At 54.8% G+C, this 20,509-nt stretch carries 19 protein-coding genes and 2 tRNA genes; 6 read left to right on the top strand and 15 right to left on the bottom strand.

Annotation, left to right across the window (positions count from 1 at the left end; all coding sequences use genetic code 11):
• Window positions 1-885, top strand: a complete 885-nt coding sequence (hemF, locus tag ACT2B1_RS04230) for an oxygen-dependent coproporphyrinogen oxidase (RefSeq protein ID WP_481668621.1) — start codon at window positions 1-3, stop codon at window positions 883-885.
• A gap of 7 nt (window positions 886-892) precedes the next feature.
• Here hemF and ACT2B1_RS04225 read toward each other — a convergent pair whose 3' ends face one another.
• From ACT2B1_RS04225 to modA, 4 genes are all read right to left on the bottom strand, one after another.
• Entirely contained in the window at window positions 893-1,300 is a 408-nt protein-coding gene (locus ACT2B1_RS04225) for a hypothetical protein (protein WP_171124629.1), read from the bottom strand.
• Window positions 1,301-1,392: 92 nt separating this feature from the next.
• The gene (gene modC / locus ACT2B1_RS04220; RefSeq protein ID WP_481668620.1) at window positions 1,393-2,490 is read right to left on the bottom strand and encodes a molybdenum ABC transporter ATP-binding protein; all 1,098 of its coding nucleotides are present in this window, start codon (window positions 2,488-2,490) and stop codon (window positions 1,393-1,395) included.
• Entirely contained in the window at window positions 2,487-3,179 is a 693-nt protein-coding gene (modB, locus tag ACT2B1_RS04215; protein ID WP_171124625.1) for a molybdate ABC transporter permease subunit, read from the bottom strand. The genes modC and modB overlap by 4 nt, the downstream gene beginning before the upstream one ends.
• Before the next feature lie 3 nt (window positions 3,180-3,182).
• Window positions 3,183-3,962, bottom strand: a complete 780-nt coding sequence (gene modA / locus ACT2B1_RS04210) for a molybdate ABC transporter substrate-binding protein (protein ID WP_481668619.1) — start codon at window positions 3,960-3,962, stop codon at window positions 3,183-3,185.
• A 224-nt stretch (window positions 3,963-4,186) separates the two neighbouring features.
• Between modA and ACT2B1_RS04205 the strand changes: the two genes are divergently transcribed.
• The 4 genes from ACT2B1_RS04205 (at window position 4,187) to ACT2B1_RS04190 (ending at window position 8,751) form a co-directional block, all read left to right on the top strand.
• A complete protein-coding gene (locus ACT2B1_RS04205; RefSeq protein ID WP_481668618.1) occupies window positions 4,187-5,440 on the top strand; it encodes an aminotransferase class V-fold PLP-dependent enzyme in 1,254 nt (417 codons plus the stop codon).
• A gap of 73 nt (window positions 5,441-5,513) precedes the next feature.
• Window positions 5,514-5,589 (top strand) — tRNA-Val (locus ACT2B1_RS04200).
• Between the two features lie 130 nt (window positions 5,590-5,719).
• Window positions 5,720-6,727, top strand: a complete 1,008-nt coding sequence (locus tag ACT2B1_RS04195) for a tyrosine-type recombinase/integrase (RefSeq protein ID WP_481668617.1) — start codon at window positions 5,720-5,722, stop codon at window positions 6,725-6,727.
• 512 nt (window positions 6,728-7,239) lie between these two features.
• Complete coding sequence (locus tag ACT2B1_RS04190; RefSeq protein WP_481668616.1) at window positions 7,240-8,751, top strand: hypothetical protein; 1,512 nt, start codon at window positions 7,240-7,242, stop codon at window positions 8,749-8,751.
• Between the two features lie 531 nt (window positions 8,752-9,282).
• On the opposite strand, the gene ACT2B1_RS04185 is transcribed toward ACT2B1_RS04190, so the two are convergent.
• Genes ACT2B1_RS04185 through ACT2B1_RS04170 form a run of 4 tightly spaced genes read right to left on the bottom strand, consistent with a single transcriptional unit; the run spans window position 9,283 to window position 13,936 of the window.
• The gene (locus tag ACT2B1_RS04185) at window positions 9,283-10,524 is read right to left on the bottom strand and encodes a membrane dipeptidase (protein ID WP_481668615.1); all 1,242 of its coding nucleotides are present in this window, start codon (window positions 10,522-10,524) and stop codon (window positions 9,283-9,285) included.
• 48 nt (window positions 10,525-10,572) lie between these two features.
• A complete protein-coding gene (locus tag ACT2B1_RS04180) occupies window positions 10,573-11,751 on the bottom strand; it encodes a carbohydrate porin (protein WP_481668614.1) in 1,179 nt (392 codons plus the stop codon).
• Window positions 11,748-12,512: a DUF3299 domain-containing protein gene (locus ACT2B1_RS04175; RefSeq protein ID WP_481668613.1), complete on the bottom strand. Its 765-nt coding sequence runs from the start codon at window positions 12,510-12,512 to the stop codon at window positions 11,748-11,750. The genes ACT2B1_RS04180 and ACT2B1_RS04175 overlap by 4 nt, the downstream gene beginning before the upstream one ends.
• A gap of 26 nt (window positions 12,513-12,538) precedes the next feature.
• On the bottom strand, window positions 12,539-13,936 hold the full coding sequence (locus ACT2B1_RS04170) for an amidohydrolase family protein (protein WP_170464209.1): 1,398 nt from the start codon (window positions 13,934-13,936) through the stop codon (window positions 12,539-12,541).
• Window positions 13,937-14,077: 141 nt separating this feature from the next.
• Between ACT2B1_RS04170 and ACT2B1_RS04165 the strand changes: the two genes are divergently transcribed.
• Window positions 14,078-15,082, top strand: a complete 1,005-nt coding sequence (locus ACT2B1_RS04165) for an AraC family transcriptional regulator (protein WP_481668612.1) — start codon at window positions 14,078-14,080, stop codon at window positions 15,080-15,082.
• Window positions 15,083-15,575: 493 nt separating this feature from the next.
• Here the strand turns inward: ACT2B1_RS04165 and ACT2B1_RS04160 are convergent, their stop codons facing one another.
• The 7 genes from ACT2B1_RS04160 to ACT2B1_RS04130 all read right to left on the bottom strand — a co-directional run bounded on the left by ACT2B1_RS04160 (window position 15,576) and on the right by ACT2B1_RS04130 (window position 20,312).
• Window positions 15,576-15,833: a site-specific integrase gene (locus ACT2B1_RS04160; RefSeq protein WP_481668611.1), complete on the bottom strand. Its 258-nt coding sequence runs from the start codon at window positions 15,831-15,833 to the stop codon at window positions 15,576-15,578.
• Window positions 15,800-16,237 (bottom strand): hypothetical protein, encoded by a 438-nt coding sequence (locus ACT2B1_RS04155; RefSeq protein ID WP_481668610.1) that lies wholly within the window; start codon window positions 16,235-16,237, stop codon window positions 15,800-15,802. The genes ACT2B1_RS04160 and ACT2B1_RS04155 overlap by 34 nt, the downstream gene beginning before the upstream one ends.
• A 259-nt stretch (window positions 16,238-16,496) precedes the next feature.
• Window positions 16,497-17,623, bottom strand: a protein-coding gene (locus ACT2B1_RS04150) for an IS3 family transposase (RefSeq protein ID WP_481667660.1) whose coding sequence is annotated in 2 segments (ribosomal slippage) — window positions 16,497-17,359 and window positions 17,359-17,623 — 1,128 coding nt in all. Because the reading frame shifts where the segments join, the coding sequence is not laid out codon by codon here.
• Between the two features lie 247 nt (window positions 17,624-17,870).
• Window positions 17,871-18,869 carry a LacI family DNA-binding transcriptional regulator gene (locus tag ACT2B1_RS04145; RefSeq protein WP_481668609.1) on the bottom strand — a complete coding sequence of 333 codons (999 nt, stop codon included), beginning with the start codon at window positions 18,867-18,869 and terminating at the stop codon, window positions 17,871-17,873.
• A 556-nt stretch (window positions 18,870-19,425) separates the two neighbouring features.
• Window positions 19,426-19,502, bottom strand: a tRNA-Arg gene (locus ACT2B1_RS04140).
• A 21-nt stretch (window positions 19,503-19,523) separates the two neighbouring features.
• Entirely contained in the window at window positions 19,524-20,000 is a 477-nt protein-coding gene (locus tag ACT2B1_RS04135; protein ID WP_481668608.1) for a GNAT family N-acetyltransferase, read from the bottom strand.
• The gene (locus tag ACT2B1_RS04130) at window positions 20,001-20,312 is read right to left on the bottom strand and encodes an ETC complex I subunit (RefSeq protein ID WP_171122403.1); all 312 of its coding nucleotides are present in this window, start codon (window positions 20,310-20,312) and stop codon (window positions 20,001-20,003) included.
• Between the last annotated feature and the right edge of the window lie 197 nt (window positions 20,313-20,509).

The following is a 20,509-nucleotide window of genomic DNA, read 5'->3' as shown; positions in this document are numbered from 1 at the left end:
ATGTTCGAAAAAGAAAAATCAACGGCCTCAGCCTGGTTCCGACACCTGCGTGATGACATCGTCGCGGCGTTTGAAGCGCTGGAAGACAGCCACGACACCGGCCCGCTCTCGGACGCCGAACCGGGTAGGTTTGAGGTCAAGGAAACGAAACGCCAGGCTGACGACGGTACGGATGCAGGTGGCGGCTTGATGTCCGTCATGCGCGGAGGCCGTGTGTTTGAAAAGGTCGGCGTCAACATCTCGACCGTTTACGGCACACTGGGTGAACGCGCGCAACAGGCCATGGCCGCTCGCAAAGGCATTCCCGGCATGACGGAAGACCCGCGTTTCTGGGCTTCGGGCATCTCATTGGTCGCGCATATGCAGAACCCGCATGTACCGGCTGTCCACATGAACACGCGTATGTTCTGGACACCGCATGCTTGGTGGTTCGGCGGTGGGTCCGACCTGAACCCCTGCATCGAGTATGATGAAGACACGGCCCATTTTCACGCCACCCAAAAGGCCCATCTGGACCCGCATGGGCCAGGGCACTATCCACGGCTTAAAGACTGGGCAGATGAGTATTTCTATATCCCGCACCGCAAACGCGCCCGTGGCGTCGGAGGCATATTCATGGATGACTACTGCACCGGCGACTGGTCAGCGGATTTTTCGCTGACGCAAGACATCGGCAAGGCGTTCCTCCCTGCCTTTGCGCCACTGGTCGAAAAGCGCCGGGTCCAGGATTTTGGTGCGGCAGATAAGGACGCCCAGCTTGTGCACCGTGGCCTCTATGCAGAATATAACCTTGTATATGACCGTGGCACCAAGTTCGGGCTGGAAACCGGCCATGACCCCGATGCCGTTCTCATGAGCTTGCCGCCGCTGGCGAAATGGGTCTGATCAGCGATCAGAACCCGAAATCCATGAAGTTGTCATAGCAATACCCCTGCGCGGATCCGGCGGACATGTTTTCACCGACGCGCTTGACCGTGACCGAGTAACCCGGAGTGGTATCGACCCCGTCGGGCGGGGTCAGCGAGAATTGCACGGTCCTCGTCTGTTTCTCGTAGGCCCGGGTGATGTAGATGCGCTGGGAGGCCTTGGTTCTGAGGGTGCGAATGGCAAAGTCGCCAATACCACACCAATACGCAACCGGCGCCGAAGAACCGGTAGTGGAAACTTGGTAAATACCGTTCTTCAGGGGTGTAACCGTGGTTCTGAACGCCGGATACGCGCCGATCCCGAAACCGACTGCCTGCGCGAGTCCCGGCAGGGCAATCAACAAAGCCAAAAATGGCAGCTTCCAATTTCGCATAACAAAAATCCCGTGAAAAACCTGACCAGAACCATAGCAAACAAAGAGACCGAGTAAAGAATCCCGATCACAACGCAAGAAGGGCCGGTGGCCTAATAATTGCCCAGACGCCCGCCTACATCCTGCGGGGCCAGCGCGACGGTTTTGATCACCGCATAACAAACCCGACCGGGCTCCAGCCCCAAGGATGCGACCGAGCGGCGGGTAATCCTTGCCAGAACCGACCCAGCCTCGGTTTTTATGGAAACAATTGCGCCCGGCCCGTCACCTGCCCGGATCGTCTCAACCGTACCCTCAAGCATGTTCAAAGCAGAAAGCCCCTCGGGGCGTTTGCTGGACAGGATGACCTCTTGGGCCGGAATGCGGATACGCAGACTGGCTCCGATCTGATGAGGGATAAGCGGTAGAAACAGACTGGTGCCACCTGCATCCAGTTCGGTCAGCCCGTCTTCATGGTGCTTGGCCACGCGGACCTGCAGCACCGCACCGACGGATCTGACACCTGCTGGCGCAACCGACGGGTCGGCCAACACCTCGGACGCGGGACCATGGCGTACGGCTTTGCCGTCTTGCAAAGCCACCACCGAAGTGGCAAGGCGCGCGACCTCGGCCGCCGAATGTGTGACATAAAGGATCGGTACGGACACTTCATCGCGAAGCCGCTCGAAATACGGAAGAATTTCAGACTTGCGCGCATCGTCCAGCGCGGCCAAAGGCTCATCTGCCAGGATCAGACGCGGGCTGGCCAGCAATGCGCGGCCAATCGCAACACGTTGCTTTTCACCGCCCGAAAGACCCGCTGGTCTGCGATCCAGAAGATGCCCGACCCCCAGCATTTCGATTACCTTCTCCGGGCTTTCCTTACGGGTCCTTCTGGGCGCAAACCATCGCCCGAAGAATAGGTTCTGACGAACTGTGAGATGCGGAAACAGGCGCCCTTCCTGAAAGATATAGCCAAGCCGTCGTTTATGCGGCGGCAGCCACAGGCCACGCTCGGTGTCGAACAACTCCCAATCATCGATCGCGACGCGACCTGCCGACGGGCGCAACAAACCCGCGACCGCATTTACCACCGTGGTTTTACCCGCCCCGGATCGCCCGAATAACACCGTCACCCCGGGCGGGGCCTCAAAGCTAATGTCCAGACTGATGTCCGGCAGGTCGTGTTGCAGGCGTACAGAAAGACTCATGATCCGGCCACCCGTGCAGCGACCCGACGCCCTATGAATTCTGACAACAGCAAAGCGCCCATCGCGATCACGATCGAGATCACGACCAACCTTGTCGCGGCAGCTTCACCCCCCGGCACTTGCAGGAATGCGTAAACGGCCGAGGGCAGGGTCTGGGTCTGACCCGGAATGTTCGAGACGAACGTGATGGTCGCCCCGAATTCCCCCATCGCTTTGGCAAAGGCCAGTATCGCCCCGGCGATCACGCCCGGCAGGATCATCGGCAACGTTACCGTAGCAAAAACCAGCGGGCGCGACGCACCCAGTGTAGCCCCTGCCTGTTCAAGTTTGGGGTCCACAGCCTCGATAGACAGCCGGATCGCCCGAACCATTAACGGAAACGCCATGATCCCAGCGGCCAGCGCTGCTCCGGTCCAGCGAAAGGCCACAACGATACCGAATTCCGCCAACAGCCTGCCCAAAGGCCCCTGAATGCCAAAAGTAATGAGCAACAGATACCCTGTGACGACTGGCGGCAGGATCAATGGCAGATGCACCAGCCCGTTCAGAACCTGCCGACCTGGAAACCGCCAGCGGGCCAAGGCATAGGCAACAAAGATGCCAAAAGGCAGGGTGACCAGCGTGGCCCAAAAGGACACACGCAAGGATAGCTTCAGCGCCTCAAGCTCTTCCGGCCCTAGCCATCCCATGCGTTATCCACCCGGCAGGGCAAACCCCTGCTCTGCAAACACAAGGCGCGCCGCTTCCGAGTTGAGATGGGCAAGAAAAGCTTTGGCCCCGGCGGATGGTGGCAAGATCGCTGCCGCAGGGTAAATGATCGGCGGATGCAGGTCCGGTGAAAAGGTCGCAACGACTTGGACACGATCTTCAACCTTGGCGTCGGACCGGTAGACAATTCCCAAAGGCGCCGCCCCGGTTGCAACCAGCGCAAGCGCGGCTCGGACATTGTCTGTTTGCGCGACCTGATTTTGAACGCGGCTCCATTGACCCAGGCTTTGCAGCGCCGCTTTGCCATAGATCCCAGCGGGCACAGCATCCACCAGCGCCATAGCCAGATGCCCCCCATCCAGTGCGGCCTGCAGATCGACTTCCGGCCTCATTTCGCCGATTGTGATTGCGTCACCACCAGCAATCAGGACAAGCCCGTTCCCCAAGAGATCGACACGAGAGGCCTCATCTATCAATCCCTGTTCCTGCAGGACATCCATCCAGTCCGCGTTGGCGGAAATGAATAAATCCGCGGGGGCACCAAGCTGTATCTGCCGGGCCAAAACGGACGATGCTGCGTACGAGATGGTAACCTCCTGTCCGGATTGCTGTTCAAACGCGGGCGCGATCTCATCCAGCGCGGTTTTGAGGCTGGCGGCGGCAAATACCAATACGCCTTCCGCTTCCGCCCGCAGCGGACCCTGCAGCGACCCCACCAGAACGAGGGCCGCAATCAATACGCGGTGGGCACGTGACAGGAGCATATCCTTTTCGTTGGCATCGTTTCAGTCCCTTCGGGGATATCTGAGGCAACCGGGGGCACGCAAGCGCCTTTGCGGAACGCAGCCGCATATCAGGCAGATATTGAAAGAAAAATGCACAGCATCGCCATTTCCGTCAGTTGGTTTGCGACCAATGTCGCAAACGATATTGATCCAGACCCTTCACAGATGGATGCTGCAATCAACTCAGGAACAGGACGTCCACCATGCTGCACACTTCACCCGGTCTGATCGACGCCATTCGTTCACGCTTTGCCCATGTCGATGCCTGTCCCTTTCAAGGCCCCCGCATTTTTTTCGAGAACGCAGGCGGGGCTCTTACGCTGAACTCGGTCGTTGAAACCTCGGCCAAATTCGCCGCAATCCCTGACAATCAGGGACGAGACAACATAGCCAGCCATGCGCTTGTGGGCATCATCAACACCGCCAAGGCCGATTTGTCAGTATTCATGAACGCCTCGACAGGGCAATTCTTTGTCGGTGAAAGCGGAACTGAGTTGTTGTTCCGAATGATCCGAACGGCCTGTGTCAACGCACCCAAGGGCAGCAAAGTGATCGGCAGCTCGATCGAACACCCCGCAAGCCGTAGCGCCGCACGACGCTGGGCCGCGATTGCGGGGTTGGACTACGTCAACGTGCAGCATGATGACGAAACGGGTTTGGTCACAGCCGAAGATTACCGCGCAGCCCTGACGCCGGATGTGCGCGTCGCAACGATCGTTCACGCGTCGCCCGTTACCGGCATGGGCATGGACGTCGCGGCCATCGCGCGGGCTATACGTGACATCTCACCCGACTGTTTTATCATCGTCGATGGCATTCAACACGCGGCGCATGGGCAGTTGGACATCGACAGCTACCGCGTCGATGGCTATGCGATTTCGCCTTACAAAGTGTTTTCTCGCCACGGCTACGGAATTGCATGGATTTCAGACCGTTTGACCGCCCTGCCCCATGATCAATTGATCGACGCCCCATCAGAGGGGTGGGAGTTCGGCACCCGCGACACCGGGTCTTACGCAACGATGTCCGATGTTGTGGCCTATTTTGACTGGCTGGGGGCTCAGGTCTCGGAAGAATCAGATCGACGCGCCCGGATTGAGGCTGCGGGTCGCGCCATTCACGCCTATGAAACCCACCTGACCGACGCGATGATCAACGGCACCGGCAACCTGCCCGGCCTGCGAGATATGGATCACATCACGATTCTGGCCGGTGCGGATAATCCTGCGCGGGAAGGGCTGGTCTCAATCGTAGTGCGCGACACACCCTCCGCCCAAGTCGTGACGCGACTGAATCAGGAAGGTATCCGTACCCACATCAGAAAGGCCGACCACTATAGCGGCAATGTACTGACACCACTGGGCTTAAGCGACTGTATCCGCATCTCGCTCTGCCACTACAATACCGAACAGGAAGTGGCGCAGTTGCTGACCGTTTTGAACGAGATGGCGGACTGATCCGAAATCTGAGAAAGAAATTATGCAAGACCCTCTTGCACCCGCGCGCTGGCTTGGCTACATGCACCGTCACGGGTGATTAGCTCAGTTGGTAGAGCGCTTCGTTTACACCGAAGATGTCGGGAGTTCGAGTCTCTCATCACCCACCATCCTTTCCCCACAATGTATCAAGGTCTTACGCGACTAGCACATTTTGCTTTGCTGCGCGTGAAACTGTGTCCGCTGCGCCTCCGCTGCACTTAAACGGAAAAGATGTCTCCAACACAGGAGATATGGGCCATGGCAACAATCGTAAAACGGCCTAGCGGAAAGTGGCAAGCGACTGTACGGAAAGACGGGCAATCCCGATCTAAGTCCTTTCTAAAGCGTTCTGATGCGGCGAAGTGGGCGCGAGAGACGGAGTTGAGCGCCGACAGAGGATTGCTAACCCCAACCCTCAGTGTGGGCGCATCCGAGATGACGCTTGATGAAGTGCTGCGAAAATACCGAGATAACATCACAAGCGAGAAACGGTGCGCGGAAAATGAAAGTTATGCAATCAACGGGTTCCTGCGTAAGTGCTCCAAGTTAGCCACCAAGAAGGTCGGCAAGCTGCGATCTGGTGACTTTGTCCACTATCGTGACCAGCGCATTAAATCCATGAAGGCGGCGACTGTGGTGAGGGAACTGGGTTGGTTGCAGCATGCCCTTGATGTCGCCTGTGAGGATTGGGGGCAGACCCTGCCGCATGGGAACCCGGTCAAGCCTGTCCGGCGGCCCAAGATCGACAACCGCCGCGAGAGGCGATTGCAGCAAGGAGAATGGCAGGCTTTGTTGGAAGCCGTAAACCAAGCCCGGTCTCCACTGATGATACCGTTGCTGACGCTGGCCTTGGCAACCGGGATGCGACGCGGGGAATTGTTATCAATGCAATGGAAGCACGTAGACCTTGAGCGTCGGACAGTGTTCTTGCCCCAAACCAAAAACGGTCGCGCCCGTACAGTGCCTCTCAGCCCGAATGCTGTTGCCGTATTGATGGACCTGCCGCGCGAGGACGACCGGTGTTTGCCGTTGTCTGGTAACTCTGTGCGATTAGCCTTTGAACGTCTCAGGCAACGGGCGGGCGTGGTTGACCTTACATTTCATGACATTCGGCACGAGGCGGTATCGCGCTTTGTGGAAAGTGGGTTATCGCTTGCTCAAGTCCAGATGATCAGCGGGCATCGCGATTTGCGGATGTTGATGCGTTACACCCACCTGCAGACTGATGACATCGTGGCGAAGCTGGCAGCCGTAGAATTTGCTTAAATCGAATTGATATAGTGCAGGGTGGTCAAACTCTCCCCAGTGCGTCGGCAGGGACCACCCTCACCCGCATCCAGCGACAACAAGTGTCCCTTGTGCATTTTGGCTGTCCGGTTGCTGGCAAAACAATCCTCAAGAATTGGCAATGACGTTAGCCCTCCGTCTGGTGAACTAACAGGCGTTACCACTCCCTCATTTGAGCAAAACCCCTCCATCAATTGAGCATACAGGTTTCGCTTGGTCAGCGTTGATCAAGTTGCTTTTTACGGGATTGGACTTCCTTCACTCCAATGCGAGTGGAGTAAGTGGCCATTAAGCATAAGTAAACAAACACAAAATCACGCTGACCTGTAAGCAAAGATACTGAAAAGAGGGCTTTTGATCCCTCTAGTTTAGCCATTGCGTGTTCACCGGGATTTTCTCCCAGTCGCCCCAACGGGGCAATTCTATCTGCTCGGTATCCGCGAGAGCGTATCCCCAAAATGGGTCCAATGGACCAAACACAGGAGGCTTACATGCCCCATATCACTATTGTCGACAAACCGTGCGGCTATGGCAAATCCACACAGATCAACCGCAGCTTCAAAAAGCAGGAGAAGTACATAGCGGTTGTGCCTTACCTGAGTGAGGTGGAACGGTTCATCGAAGATGCCCGAAAAGGCTCCGATTTCATTCTTACACAACCCGTTAACAACGGTAGCAACAAAAGCGATCACTGCGAGAAGTTGATCCGGGCAGGTAAATCAATCGCATGTACGCACGCACTTTTCTACCGACTTGGAACTCTGGCAACCCAAGACACAGGGATTGTGAGATGTACTGATTTCGACAGCGGCGGCAAACCGACAATCGAAGTCGATCACCTACTTGATAGATACAACATGATCATCGACGAAGTCGTAAACCCCTTCGAGGTGGACCAGACAGTCCGAAAGGTTGACTTTGACACAGCTTACCTCGGCCTTGGCATGGCAAAAGAGGAGCCTGACGGACGTATTGTTCCAACGGAAATGTGGGACGAGCTTTACCGCAAAGGGAACAAGACATTTGACCGATCCCTATATGACAAGGCCAAGTCGGGCGCACTGTATCGCATAAGCGAGAAGCTGTTCGTCCTCGCCATTCCCAAAGAACTCTTGCTCAAGCCCAAATCCGTGACGATTTACACGTACCTTTCTGAAGGATCGGTGCTGTTGCAGTACCTGCACAAACTGAAGAAAGACCACCCCGAATGCTTCACATTGGAGGTGGAGCGTCTGGATGCAGTAGATGAGGCAGCATGGCGAGAAGATGTTGCTAACGCGCTGACGGTTCTACCCATGCCAGAGATAGGGAGCCAAAAGTGGACACATTGCGCACAGCTAAAGTCGATCAAAACGCATCGGGAGTGCTCTTCGATTGGCCAGAAGCTACGCAGGTTCAAGGATAGAGAACTGTATGGAGTAAACCTCAAAACCGTAATGCTGACGTGTGCACGTGACCTGTGGCACGGGGCAGTAACAGGCCAAAAGCCAAAGGCAGGGAGGCTATCAAAGCATACACGGCTGTTCGGTCGAGCGATGAAGGAAGAAGTGTACAACAAGGGCACGGAGACCTTTGACGAGGAGTGGACCACAAACGGTGTCAGCTTTGTGCCCAACACCACACGCGGTACTAATGACCATATCGGATGCACAACAGCGGTGTACCTATATGACCAAAACCCCAACCCACAACTGTTGACCTTCCTAGGCATGAAACGCGACAGCAAGGAGGCTCATAGGTTCTCGAATGCCTATGCGTTGACCGAACTGGTGCAGTGGCTATTCCGATCAGCAATACGTGTCGGAGGTCTAAACGGTACCGGACACGCCTATACGCCAAGGCGTCGGGTAACGCTTTACATGCCATCTCAGAGAATGCGGAACCTACTGCTGAACTGGCTGCTATCGGGTCAGGTCGACAGTGGGCCGGTCAATGCGAAAGGACAGAGACAGATTGAGTTGCTTGCCCGATTGGAGGGTCGTCAGGTGGCGGCAGTAGCCTAATGCCGTTTGACATAGCTGCGGAACAGACGTTCCTAACTCGTGAAGAGGCCGCCCTGTGCGGCCTTTCTCGTTTCTGGACGGGTCGTCCGTGTAAGTATGGGCACGTGTCCGAGCGGTACGTTAGCAATCGCCAGTGTGTGCAGTGCAATGCAGAGCAAACGGCGCAGCGAGATCGGAGGTGTCGAGCAGTCGACCCATCTTACCGGATGTACAGGTCGGTACTAAACCGGTCGGGACAAGTACTGATGGGGCGGGCGAGCCCCTCTAATTCGGTTAGCTGCTCTCAGGAGGACTTGAAACAGCACATTGAGGCCCGGTTCACAGACGGCATGACATGGGATCGGTATGGTCAATGGGAAGTGGACCACATAGTGCCACTTTCGGCTGCACGGTCTTTGGAGCAACTCATCGAACTTTGTCACTACAGCAATCTGCAACCACTTTGGAAGCGGGACAACTTAGCAAAGGGCGGGGCGTAAGCCTCGCCCGTGCGGGATGTAATCTGTCTTCTTTCGGTAAGCTCCCAATAATCTAACGCGAATAGAACCCATCACGTAGTTCTTGCCTTAGGCGCAGACGCTCGGGGTACTCTTTCAGGAATAGTTCGGGTGGTTTGCCCTCCCAAACCTGCGCATAAACTCGCATCTTGTTACCGCCATAAATCTTCGCAAGGTCCTCATTGGAATAACCCCTCGCCCAAAGGTCATCGGTAATCGCCGCAAGGATTTTGGCAAGTTCACCGTTGCCAGTGGCCCCTTTGTTGAACGCATCGATCATGTAGCCGCCGTCGTCGTACATGCTCGCGTTAGCAGTTGCGAACTGTACGACTAGTTCAGTCGAGAACATGTCGTCCGTAGCGATCCCAACATGGTCGACCCCCACAAGTTGGACATAGTAGTCGATCATATCAGCAGCTTGCTCGGGTGAGATATCCTCGGGCCAAACTCCGTCCATCATCCATTCGGTGAAGGTCGGAGAAATATAGCCGCCCGATTTGGCAGCACGCAGCGCCTCGTCGTCGGGAATGGCCCGATAACAACCGCGTGTCGTGGCATTGGGTTCGTTCGCATAGAGCCCAGCTGGGACAGAGTGCGTATAGACATATGGCACGCCGGGATAGTTTTCATCCATGTAGTCCATGGCGTCGTTGGCCGTTTTTGAACCCGTGTGGCTTAGGTCGAGCAGAATACCGAACCGCACCATTTCATCGATGACCGACTTCCCCCAAGGCGTCAGACCAATGTCGCGCCCGTTATAGGCCGCCAACTGCCCCGATCCGGTTCTGAAAATGTCATTGTAAGCCAGGATCATACTTTTGATCCCCATATCCTTTAGCAATGCCATTTTCTTAAGATCGCCGTTCAGGATTGTGGCGGTTTGGCTGTTCCAGATGACGGCCGTCTTGCCTTGTATATGGGCGGCTTCGATATCTCGGGTTTCATTGACGATCAGGTAGTTTTCCGGTTGCTGCGCCATGGCTGAGCGAAAGTGATAGTGCTGCTCTAGCAGGGTTTCAAACGACATATCCGCAGCAGCCAGGGTCATCTCGTGTCCCGTAATGCTGTTGTCCCGAGCGCGCGCGAAGTAAGTATGAAGCTGGTCGTAGTCGGTCCAACCAGTGCCGTAGGGGCTGGCCAACATGCCGAGGACGATGGTGTCTTGTACGAATTGCTTCGCCTCTTCTGATGCATCCCAAGTCTTGCTTTCCTCGCTCGCGTGTAGTGCGCAACCTAGAGTGATCGCGATAGCGCTTACGGCCAACATGGTCTTCATGACAGAACCTCCCTAACTGCTTTGTTTTTAGCGCCACATTCGAACCCGTCAGAAAACGATCCGGGTTCTTAGACCGAAGAGCGTAATGCTATCCTGAGTGGGGTTCAGCAGCGGGTCAGAAATGAACTGCAGTGATGGCGTGATCTGCAGTCCGGGCGAGATTGAAAAACGGTAGAATGCTTCGAGCGTGAACTGCTCACCGTCTATTCCTCTTGCCTCGGCCCAGTTCAGGCCCAACCCGGCCAAATCGGTATTGCGACCATAGTAGCCCAGACCTGCAGAGACGGACCGGTCATAAAGCGCTGCGGTCCCCTTTGAGGCCCCAGCCCGAAAGAACGGCATCCACTTATTGTCAACAAACCATGCGGCAGAGAACGCAGCGCCGTAATCTTCCGCTCGACTGCCATCGTCAGCCGCATCCGCATGCCAGAGGGTCAAATGGATATTGTCGAAGTAGATGCGATCAAAGCCGGAGGTGTAACCAAATTCGAGTGATTTGAAGAGTTTGCCGTCGCTAAACACATCAAAGTTTGGATCAGACGGGTCGGCGTTTGCGTCTGAGACGCTGGCAACGGCGTAAAGGTTCTCGCTCAGCTTTACCCCACCGGCAACACCAAGGCCTTGGTTGGGCGTGTTAACTGTCGGGTTGGTATTGAAAGACAGGTTTTGGAAACCACTGTAGGGGCTTACCAACCCATAGATATCCACAAAGTCCGTTACATCAATCTGCCCGACTTGGAGCGTCCACGAACCGTTCTCGGCCCTTTGGGTCCAGAAAAGGTTGGTCAGCAGCAGACCATTATCGTTGAAGGCCGTTCCCGTGATTGAAAGGGCTCCGCCATCCAGACCGAGAAACTGCGGAGCAACGTCCGTGTAACTGTGCCGGTCTTCAATCTTGAATGTCAGGGAACCCCGTTCAGTTGCCTGCCAACTACCGTAGAAGCGCGCAATTCCGCTGGCCGCGTCGCCGGTTCCCAGATCAGCGTTCGTGGATTGGCCCAATGCCAAGTAATCAATGTTGAACCGAAACCCGCCCTCAGCCAGTCGGTCTTTCCATTGAAACCAACCCGGTGCGATGTTGCGTGGAAAATCGGAACGATATTGAGGGTCGGTTAGTCCATCTCCGGGCTCTAGATCAGCTTCGACCGAAGAGGGCCCGGACAGACCTTGAGCCGACGCTACACCAGCGAAGGAAATGCTCAATGCGGCAACCAGAAGTCTTATCATTCAGATGCCTTTGCCCCGCCGGTCTTGCGATTTCCCGCCGCCCGGATGCGATCGGCGGCACGCTGCTTCCATTCCAGCCTGTCTGCCTCGGTTTCCAGAGTTTCGACACGTTCCGTCTCTAACTGAAAAGTCGCATTCATAGGCATGAGGCCGTCCACAACCATCATGTTCTGAACAGACGGATCGATTGTTAGCGTGCCCGTCAGCCGAACGGGTTCGTGGAAATAGCTGGGCGCCCAATCCCCATTCAACCGAACACGGATCATTTGGTTGGGCGGAGGTGGCGGCATGTGGCTGCACATCCCGCGTTCCGGCACCAAATACGCAACAGGCCGCCCGTCCGGATCATTCGGAGCAGGAATGGCAAAGCCCGCCAGTGTGATTGATTGACCATCGAATTGTGGGTTTCCGTTCATCCCAGCCTTTCTCCGACGTTCCATCACAACTTCACGCTGATCGAGCAGCCAGTCGACGTCAATTCCATCAGATGCCAAGGCATCCTCAGTCTCGGTCAAAAGCATTTGCCACTTTTGCCGCTCTTCTTCGCTACCACCATCCTGCTGCAGCCTGCCACGCAATCGAACGACGTAAAGAACATCGTCAAATTGTTCAGGGCTAAGATCACGGTAGGGGTCTTCAAAGACCTGCGCAGATGGGTCTGGCAAGTCGGTCCAATCCAATGCGGTTTCAGGCGTTGCCAACGCAGAATGCCCACACCATAAAAACCCTGCGAATACTACCCAGCGGAACCAATGGTGCATAAATTCTCTCCGGCTACTTAGGCAGGTCAATTCAGTGTGTTTTTGTAGATAACGCCATCTTTCATGATCAGTCGAATCGTATCAGGGCTTTCAGGCCTCGGGTCAGCCCCAAACCATTGATCACCCGTACCAACCACCGAGAAATCTTCGAGCGGGTTACCGTCGATCAGCAGGATATCCGCATAGGCGCCTTCCTCGATCACACCGAGCTTGCCAGCCGTGTAAGGGTTCGAGAAATCGCCTGACAATGCTACGACCTCACCGCCGATTGACGTAAGCGTCACCATCGACTGGTACGGTCCGAAGAACTCGTTATTGAGATGTTTTTCATAAGCAATCTGGATGTTGCAGGCTTCCACTGATCCCACGCAATCGGTCTGAAAGCCGCGTTTTACAGGGCATTCCTTCATATTCGGAATGTAGTTCGCGAAAGTCGCGGACGCCGATATCGCTTTCGCGAGGCTCTTGGGCTCGTTCTTGACCGATGGAATATCCAACAAACCCGGATCAAAAGCCGTGAGGTTGGTCGTTATGTAAGCCCCTTTCTCGTTCATAATCTCGGCAATCTCGCAATCGAAGGAGAAGCCGTGTTCAATGGACATTACACCGGCCTCAAGGGCGTTCATGATTGCTTCCTTGCGATAAGAATGCGCCATGACATAGGTGCCGTATTCGTTGGCAACCTGAACGGCAGCTTCGATTTCTTCCTTGGAGCCGGCGAGCAACTGCCATGGGTCAAAGGCCGAGATCACCCCACCCGACTGCATGAATTTCAGCTGTGTCGCCCCCATGCGCATGTTATTACGACCATACAAGTAGACATCATCGACACCGCTGACCTGTTGCGCCATGTTCAGATTACCGAAGTTGGTCTGTCCGCCCGGCGGCGAGGTGAAGGATGCGAAGTCAGCGTGGCCGCCGCGTGTCCCGAGGAACGCGCCTGACGCATAGTGACGTGGACCGACGATCTGTCCGGCGTCGATGGCCCTCCGCAGACCGCCGTTGGCGCCGCCAGCATCTCTTACAGTCGTAAATCCTTGCATCAGGTACATCTCGGCCATCCTGGTTCCATGGATGCCAAAATCCTCCCAGGTCGAGTTCGTTTCCATGGAAGCGATAGACGGTCCCATGAGCATGAGGTGTGCGTGAAGCTCGATGAAGCCAGGTGTGAGTGTCCTACCGCCGCCATCGATCACCTCCGCATTGGGGGCATCAATCGCATCTGTTGAGACGGCCTTGATCAGGTTGCCTTCGATCAGAACGCTGGCATTTTCGATACGCTGTTCATTCACACCGTCGAAGACATGCACGTTGGTAAACAGCGTTTGGGGTTCTTCTTGATCCTGAGCTTGTGCAGACGTTGCAACAAAGAGACCTGCAGCGACAATTGACGCCGAGCAAAGAGACATTCGCAGACCGGACATAAGTACTCCCTTCATATTCATGTTTCGCCAACTGTAGCCCGGAAAGTTTTGCCTCGGTTGCCAGTTTCGCATTAGGATGTTCGAATGTGACTGCAAAAATGGCCACTGATCACAGCATTTGATCCTGAAAGGGTGACGAGATTGCCGTTCCACTCCACCTCTCAAGAGCATAGCGAAGGGTTCATTCGCCTCGCGTTGGCAGCTCCGTTTCTGCAGTATCTCACCGACCGCGAGATCGATCCGCAACCAGCCTTGGATCAGGTCGGCTTGAAAGCTGAACTGTTGTCTGAACCATCTGTCTATGTCCACTCAGAGCTGGTCTACGGTCTGTTAAATGCCTTCTCAGACTTATCAGGGGATCGATACCTTGGCCTGAATGTAGGAGAAACTTTTGACCTGCAGGAATGGCCTCCGTTTGCTCAAGCCTTGCAATCAACAAAGTCACTGTTCGAGTTTTTTGCCCGTTTCGTGGGGCTAGTACCGCAGGAGTCCAATTCTGTGCGGCACAGCCTTGTCATTGAAGCAGACAAAGCGACTTATCGTATCGAGAGGCAACAAGACCCAACTGTCCCACCCATTCAGGTGACCGGTTTTGGTGCCGCAATCTATGTACGCCTCTTGCAGACCGTCGTCGGCGATTCCTGGGATTCTTCACTTGTGCGATGGGAAAGCAGATACATCAATGGTTTGCCTATCGACTACAAAGGGATCGAAGTTGGGTTGGGAACCGATCCCGGAATGCAAATTAGTTTTCCGGTGGAATGGTTGTTTCTGCACCATTCCTCTGAGGGCTCTGCCAAACCCGTTGCCTCGGCTCGACAAGATGAAGAAGTGACTGTGGTGGCCGCTTTGCGATCCGTCTTACGCGACAAGCTGGATGAAACCGAACTGGGGCCAGAGGTGGTGGCCGGATTTCTGGGGATACAGCCGGAACGGTTTCTGAAAGCGCTTCAACAACAAGGCACGACGTTGCCCCGGGAGATCAAACGGCTACGTATCGATGTCGCCAAAGAGCAGCTCAGAGATGAGAAGATGACAATTGCGGAGATTGGTCTGATGCTCGGCTACTCTGACAAGTCCCATTTCACTCGCTTTTTCCGAGGTCAAACCGGAATGACACCGACCAAGTTCCGCCTTGGTGCATAATTACGTTGCAATTACTTGGACTGCTTAACCACTACGTAACAAGTGCGGGCCGACGAGAATTTGCGACACATTTTTTGAAGCCCCTATCTAAGGATCGCAGTGTGACAATTGCCCCCATGGCCCCTGCGGCGGGGCATGCAGCGCTGCGCCTCCGCTGCAGCAATTCTCTGTTTTAGTTCGATCAGCAATACACCCGATTGCAGAAAGCTGTCATGTGCTATTGAACCGCCGGGAAGATTGTGCAACCTTCAAGCCACTGACAACACTAGACATCTATCCAAGATAGTGCTGGTTGCGGCAGTGGAAAACAGCGCCTTGTTGCACGGGCGGATTAGGATAGAGCGCTTCGTTTACACCGAAGATGTCGGGAGTTCGAGTCTCTCATCACCCACCATCACATTTTCCCCTTATTTACTGACACTTGCGGGCCAATTTCCCCCCTTTCAGGTATGGTCCGCACATACTGTGCGGGTTTTTGTACTAAAACTGTGGGTCAAACATCCAAGGCCATCCGTGCCTGAGCAACCACATCAACCGTTTCAAGTTGAGCGTATTTAATTGTTTGAGAAATGTTCGAATGCCCTAGAAGGATCGAAACTTGTTGGATCGAAAGCCCACGCTGAACCATCCGGCTTGCGTATGTATCCCGAAGGCTATGCACTGTCGCCCTACCCCGTGTCGCCACAACCCGTTCTGACTTGTTACAATGGGTTCGGATCACTTCACGCAACACCTTGATAGCCCATTCCATGTTCTGGCACTTAGTACGTTCGAGGCTCGCCAATCGTAGCTAAAGGGGTGGAAGTACTCTCTGGAACCGGGATCACTCGCCTGCTCAGAAAAAAATCGCCCATAGGCTATCTCTTTCACTCTTCTGTCAAAAGCGCTGAGAGATGTGAGGACTTTGGTTTCAACGTGTTGATTTTCATTATAAAAAAACTCTTCTGCAAAAAAATTGGTGCTTCCCCAGATATTTTTTCCATCTACTGTTAAGCTTGACCCCATTATCCCTGGGACAAACACTACTTTGTTTTTACTTCCAGGTAAGCTGAAGCCGTTTCCCCGAACGGCGTCAATTGCCTGCGCAGATGCAGTTTCGCTGAATGAGTTAAAAGACAAAATTATAGCGATTAACCCAAGCAATTTTCTATACATGACAACCTCAAACAAAGATCAGTCCGCAACAATGAAATCATTTTGACACTGTGATCAAAGGTTGTCGAGGCTTTAGCCGACTACCGAACTGGTAGAGTCAAAATGCTCAGTTTTGGTATAGGTGCAACGATGTGGAACGACATATCAGGCTTCCACCAGAACTTCATTTTGAGTCGAACTACTCGGAACCTTTAGAATAATTTTTGCCCAAGCGTGTTTCTAATCTGAGCAGCCTCAACTGACTGGTCCAAGTTGATTGTTAGTGCATCATCGGCCAGTGATCCATCGGGATGATGGTTTCGGGCGCTGGCGGGCGGTAACCCAGAGCACTGTGGGGTCGTTTTGTGTTGTAGTGTTTTCTCCATTGTTCGATCAGGATTTGTGCTTCGCGCAAGCTGTAGAAGATCTCTCCGTTGAGTAGCTCATCCCTGAACCGGCCATTGAAGCTTTCACAATATCCGTTCTCCCATGGGCTGCCGGGTTCGATGTAAGCCGTCTTGGCGCCGACGGCAGCAATCCAGTCTCGGACAGCCTGGGCGACAAATTCCGGCCCATTGTCAGAACGTATGAAACTCGGCACGCCGCGAAGTATGAACAGATCCGTCAGAACGTCGATTACATCGGTCGAGTTCAGTTTCCGCTCGACCCTGATTGCCAAGCATTCCCTACTGTATTCATCAAGGATGTTCAGCGTTCGGAAGGCTTTTCCATCATCGGTTCGGCAATGGACGAAGTCATACGACCAAACATGGTTGCGAAACTCTGGCCGTAGCCGAACACACGACCCATCGTTCAGCCAGAGCCGTCCTTTCTTCGGTTGTTTCACTGGCACTTTCAGCCCCTCCCGTCGCCAAAGCCGTTCAATCCGCCCATCACTGACAGACCAGCCAGCCTCTCTCAGCAGTGCAGCGATCCTGCGATAGCCATATCGACCGTATTGACGGGTCAGCTCGATCATGTCGGCCACCAATCGGTCTTCGTCTGCGCGACCTTCTGGGACACGCCGTTGCGTGGACCGGTGTTGTCCAAGCACGCGGCAGGCGCGTCTCTCGGAAACGTTCAGATGGCTACGAACATGATCGATGCAGGCACGACGACGAGCGGGGCTCAGTAGTTTCCCTTTGCGGCTTCCGTCAGGATCAGTTTGTCCAGCGTCAGATCTGAAACCGCGCGTCTCAGTCGCTCGTTCTCTTTCTGAAGCCGCTTGAGTTCTTTCAACTGATCTACACCCATTCCACCGTACTTCTTTCTCCAGCGGTAATAGGTTTGTTCAACAACGCCGATCTGCCTGATCGCATCAAGACGGGACATGCCTTGCCCCATCAGAACTTCAACCTGCCGTAACTTCGAGACAATCTCTTCGGGCTTTGGTCTCTTGTTTGCCATTCGTGGTCCTCCGTTTCCTAAACATAACGGTGGACCAGTTCAGTGGGGGAGGCTCACTCAAGGATTTCCGTAAGCGCCTTTTACTGCTCGGGATTCGCCGTTTCGTACCACCAACTGATCTCTTGTGCTTGCGCCGGCAGCACCACCGCCAATCCCAGCACTGCCGCGGCGGCAAGCATCGTTGTGTTCTGCATGGTTGTTCCTCCCTCTTCAGTCGCGATCAATGCGCGACTGTGCAGCTACGGTTTTATGTCGAGGCACGCTCGACAATGGTAAATTCGACTACCTTTGAGACCCCCGGGCCACTGCGCTCGCTATTGATGCGCGACATTAGACACTCGGCCGCGCGCCGACCAAGCTCAGCCTGCGGCTGCGCAACTGTTGTCAATGATGGATAGGCAAGGGCCGCGACAGGGATGTCGTCGAAACCCATGACGGCGACGTCACCCGGCACCGAAAAACCTGCGGTATGCAGCGCGTGCAGGGCGCCAATGGCCATGTAGTCGTTGACTGCAAAGATCGCGCGCGGACGCTCTGCGCCAGCAATAAGGGCCTGCGTTGCGGCGAACCCACCCTCTTCGTTAAGCGAGTGCGCTTCTATAGTCTTAACGTCACATCCACGATTGCCAGCTTCGCAAAGAAAACCGGCGACACGTGTTGCGCTCGGCTCTCCCGGGCCAGAAACGATTGCCAGCGGGCCATAGCCCTTTTCAATCAAGAATTTGGCCGCAGCGGCAGACGCCGCTTTGTTATCAACAAAAACATTGTCAACTGGAAGCGCGCCGCCGGATTTCTCAGAAATCTCAATTCGCGAAATTGCGATGCCTGAATCCAGAAGTGGCTCAAGGTCTGGCACACGAAGATTAAAAAACGCACCGACGACACCGTCTACACGACCCGATTGCGCCCAATCAATAAATCTTCGCTCTCGGTCCGGTGCGCCTTCGCTGTCATAAATGATGATATCGTGATTGCTCTCTTCAACCACCTTGCGAACCCCGCGTACCAACGCCGGGTAGAAAGGGTTGGTCAGGTCGGGAACGACGCAGCCAATAGTATGCGTACGCCCGCTCTTTAGTGCCTGGGCGAAACGGTTTGCACGGTAACCAAGCACTCTTGCCGCCTCTTCGACGGCCTGAATTGTATCCACTGAAAGCGTCGCCCGCCCCTGTGGACTAAGCGCCAAAGAGACCGTTGCTTGCGAAACCTTCGCCAATTCCGCCACTTGTTTCTGTGTTGCTGCCACGCTTTCGAATCTCTATTTATACGTATCAGTAAATATTTATACGTATTAGTCAAGAATTGATACGAATAACTCGCGCGAAGCCCCGCCATGCGGTTGGGCTGCCAGTTGGGAAAGTCTTACGCGATTGGCACTTATTTCTGCGTTGCGCGAAAACGGAAAAGATACCTTCAACACAGGAGGCACGGGCCGGTCCCTTACCCTCTGAGGCAATAAGGGTCGCAGCTTAATTCCCACCGCAAATTGCCAGCCCACGGGATTTATTTGGCGATCTGTGATAGAGTGTCGTCCAGTTTATGGGTACCAGGATGTTACAATGTTTGAATACGGAATAGCGACGGACACTTTTACGGGCTCGGGTTCACGAAGTGGCGGCAGTAGCACAAACCTGTCTTATTGGGTCGGATATTTCGAACAAAACCCCGAAATATTAATTGCCTCGATTGTCGGAATTTTGCTGATCGCAAGGTACATTTTGGCCCGATAATATATGCTCGGCACAACAGACGGACATACGCAGGCTGACCGTTTTCAGTGGCTTTTCAGAGGGTGCTAAAAATGGCGATCCCGGAAGGACTCGAACCCTCAACCTGCTGATTAGAAGTCAGCTGCTCTATCCAGTTGAGCTACGGGACCGCTGCGCCCTTCTTGCGGTTTTTATGACCGGGGTTCAAGAGCCAAGCGCATGAAGGCGCTGTTCGGATCCTCTTTGTAGCCAAAGATTGGCCCGCAATAGGAATAACCTAACGACTCATAGAGTTTTCGCGCCGCGTCATATTCAGGAAGAATGTCTGCTCCGGTCTCCAGAACTAACGCAGTCACGCCCTCGGCCCGAGCGATTTCTGCCAAACAGGTCATCATAATGCGCGCCAGTCCCCGCCCCCGTGCCTCTGCCAGGACATGAACAGATTTGACTTCGGCCGTCCCATCCGGAAGCTCCTTTAACGCACCGCAGCCTACGGCCTGACCCTCGTCATACATCGCCCAAAACCGAATACCCGGCCCTGCCAGCCCTTCGGCATCCATCGTGTGATTGCTTTCAGCAGGACCTGCTGTTTTGCTGTGGGCAAAATGAGCCTGAACCACCGGACGCAGCGCCGGTGAAGTCGGGTCGGCCAGCCGAATGTCGATCACTCAGTGTGTCCAGGGAGTGCGCCGGTCGGTGGCAAAATTCTCACCATAGCCGCGCGATCGCAGGTTTGCTTTACGCTTGTGCGGCTCGCTGACCTGCGCGTCGATGCCGTTATCCTTGGCATAGTCCAACGCCTCTTCTTTGGTGTCGAACTTCAAACGCACCTGTGTCTGCGTGTCACTGGATGACGTCCAACCCATCAGCGGATCAACCTCACGCGCGGATGCCGGAGCGTACTCCAGTACCCACTTGCGGGTCTTGGCCATTCCCGAAGTCATTGCATTCCTTGCAGGCTGGTAAATCCGTGCGCGCATGTCGCCTCTCCGTACTCGCTTGGCTGAGGACGTTTATGCGTCAGAGCGCGCTCCGGGACAAGGTGGCAATTGTCGCGCCCATTCCCCTGCCTCTGATGACAACTATTGTCATCAGATTGGGCTAGAAAGAGCTGAGGTGCAGACGGAAAAAACGCAACGCTTTGCCCAGAGCGCAACCGGGACATCACCGCCGAAAC

The sequence above is a fragment of the Ruegeria sp. S263 genome (assembly GCF_056780525.1).
The sequence above is the reverse complement of the archived record's forward strand: the minus strand, read 5'-3'. Positions and strand labels throughout refer to the sequence as shown.

Bases quoted from the DNA above. Each gene is read 5' to 3' on its own strand.
- hemF (WP_481668621.1), top strand. From the start codon at position 1: ATGTTCGAAAAAGAAAAATCAACGGCCTCAGCCTGGTTCCGACACCTG.
- ACT2B1_RS04225 (WP_171124629.1), bottom strand. From the start codon at position 1,300: ATGCGAAATTGGAAGCTGCCATTTTTGGCTTTGTTGATTGCCCTGCCG.
- modC (WP_481668620.1), bottom strand. From the start codon at position 2,490: ATGAGTCTTTCTGTACGCCTGCAACACGACCTGCCGGACATCAGTCTG.
- modB (WP_171124625.1), bottom strand. From the start codon at position 3,179: ATGGGATGGCTAGGGCCGGAAGAGCTTGAGGCGCTGAAGCTATCCTTG.
- modA (WP_481668619.1), bottom strand. From the start codon at position 3,962: ATGCTCCTGTCACGTGCCCACCGCGTATTGATTGCGGCCCTCGTTCTG.
- ACT2B1_RS04205 (WP_481668618.1), top strand. From the start codon at position 4,187: ATGCTGCACACTTCACCCGGTCTGATCGACGCCATTCGTTCACGCTTT.
- ACT2B1_RS04195 (WP_481668617.1), top strand. From the start codon at position 5,720: ATGGCAACAATCGTAAAACGGCCTAGCGGAAAGTGGCAAGCGACTGTA.
- ACT2B1_RS04190 (WP_481668616.1), top strand. From the start codon at position 7,240: ATGCCCCATATCACTATTGTCGACAAACCGTGCGGCTATGGCAAATCC.
- ACT2B1_RS04185 (WP_481668615.1), bottom strand. From the start codon at position 10,524: ATGAAGACCATGTTGGCCGTAAGCGCTATCGCGATCACTCTAGGTTGC.
- ACT2B1_RS04180 (WP_481668614.1), bottom strand. From the start codon at position 11,751: ATGATAAGACTTCTGGTTGCCGCATTGAGCATTTCCTTCGCTGGTGTA.
- ACT2B1_RS04175 (WP_481668613.1), bottom strand. From the start codon at position 12,512: ATGCACCATTGGTTCCGCTGGGTAGTATTCGCAGGGTTTTTATGGTGT.
- ACT2B1_RS04170 (WP_170464209.1), bottom strand. From the start codon at position 13,936: ATGTCCGGTCTGCGAATGTCTCTTTGCTCGGCGTCAATTGTCGCTGCA.
- ACT2B1_RS04160 (WP_481668611.1), bottom strand. From the start codon at position 15,833: ATGGAATGGGCTATCAAGGTGTTGCGTGAAGTGATCCGAACCCATTGT.
- ACT2B1_RS04155 (WP_481668610.1), bottom strand. From the start codon at position 16,237: ATGTATAGAAAATTGCTTGGGTTAATCGCTATAATTTTGTCTTTTAAC.
- ACT2B1_RS04130 (WP_171122403.1), bottom strand. From the start codon at position 20,312: ATGCGCGCACGGATTTACCAGCCTGCAAGGAATGCAATGACTTCGGGA.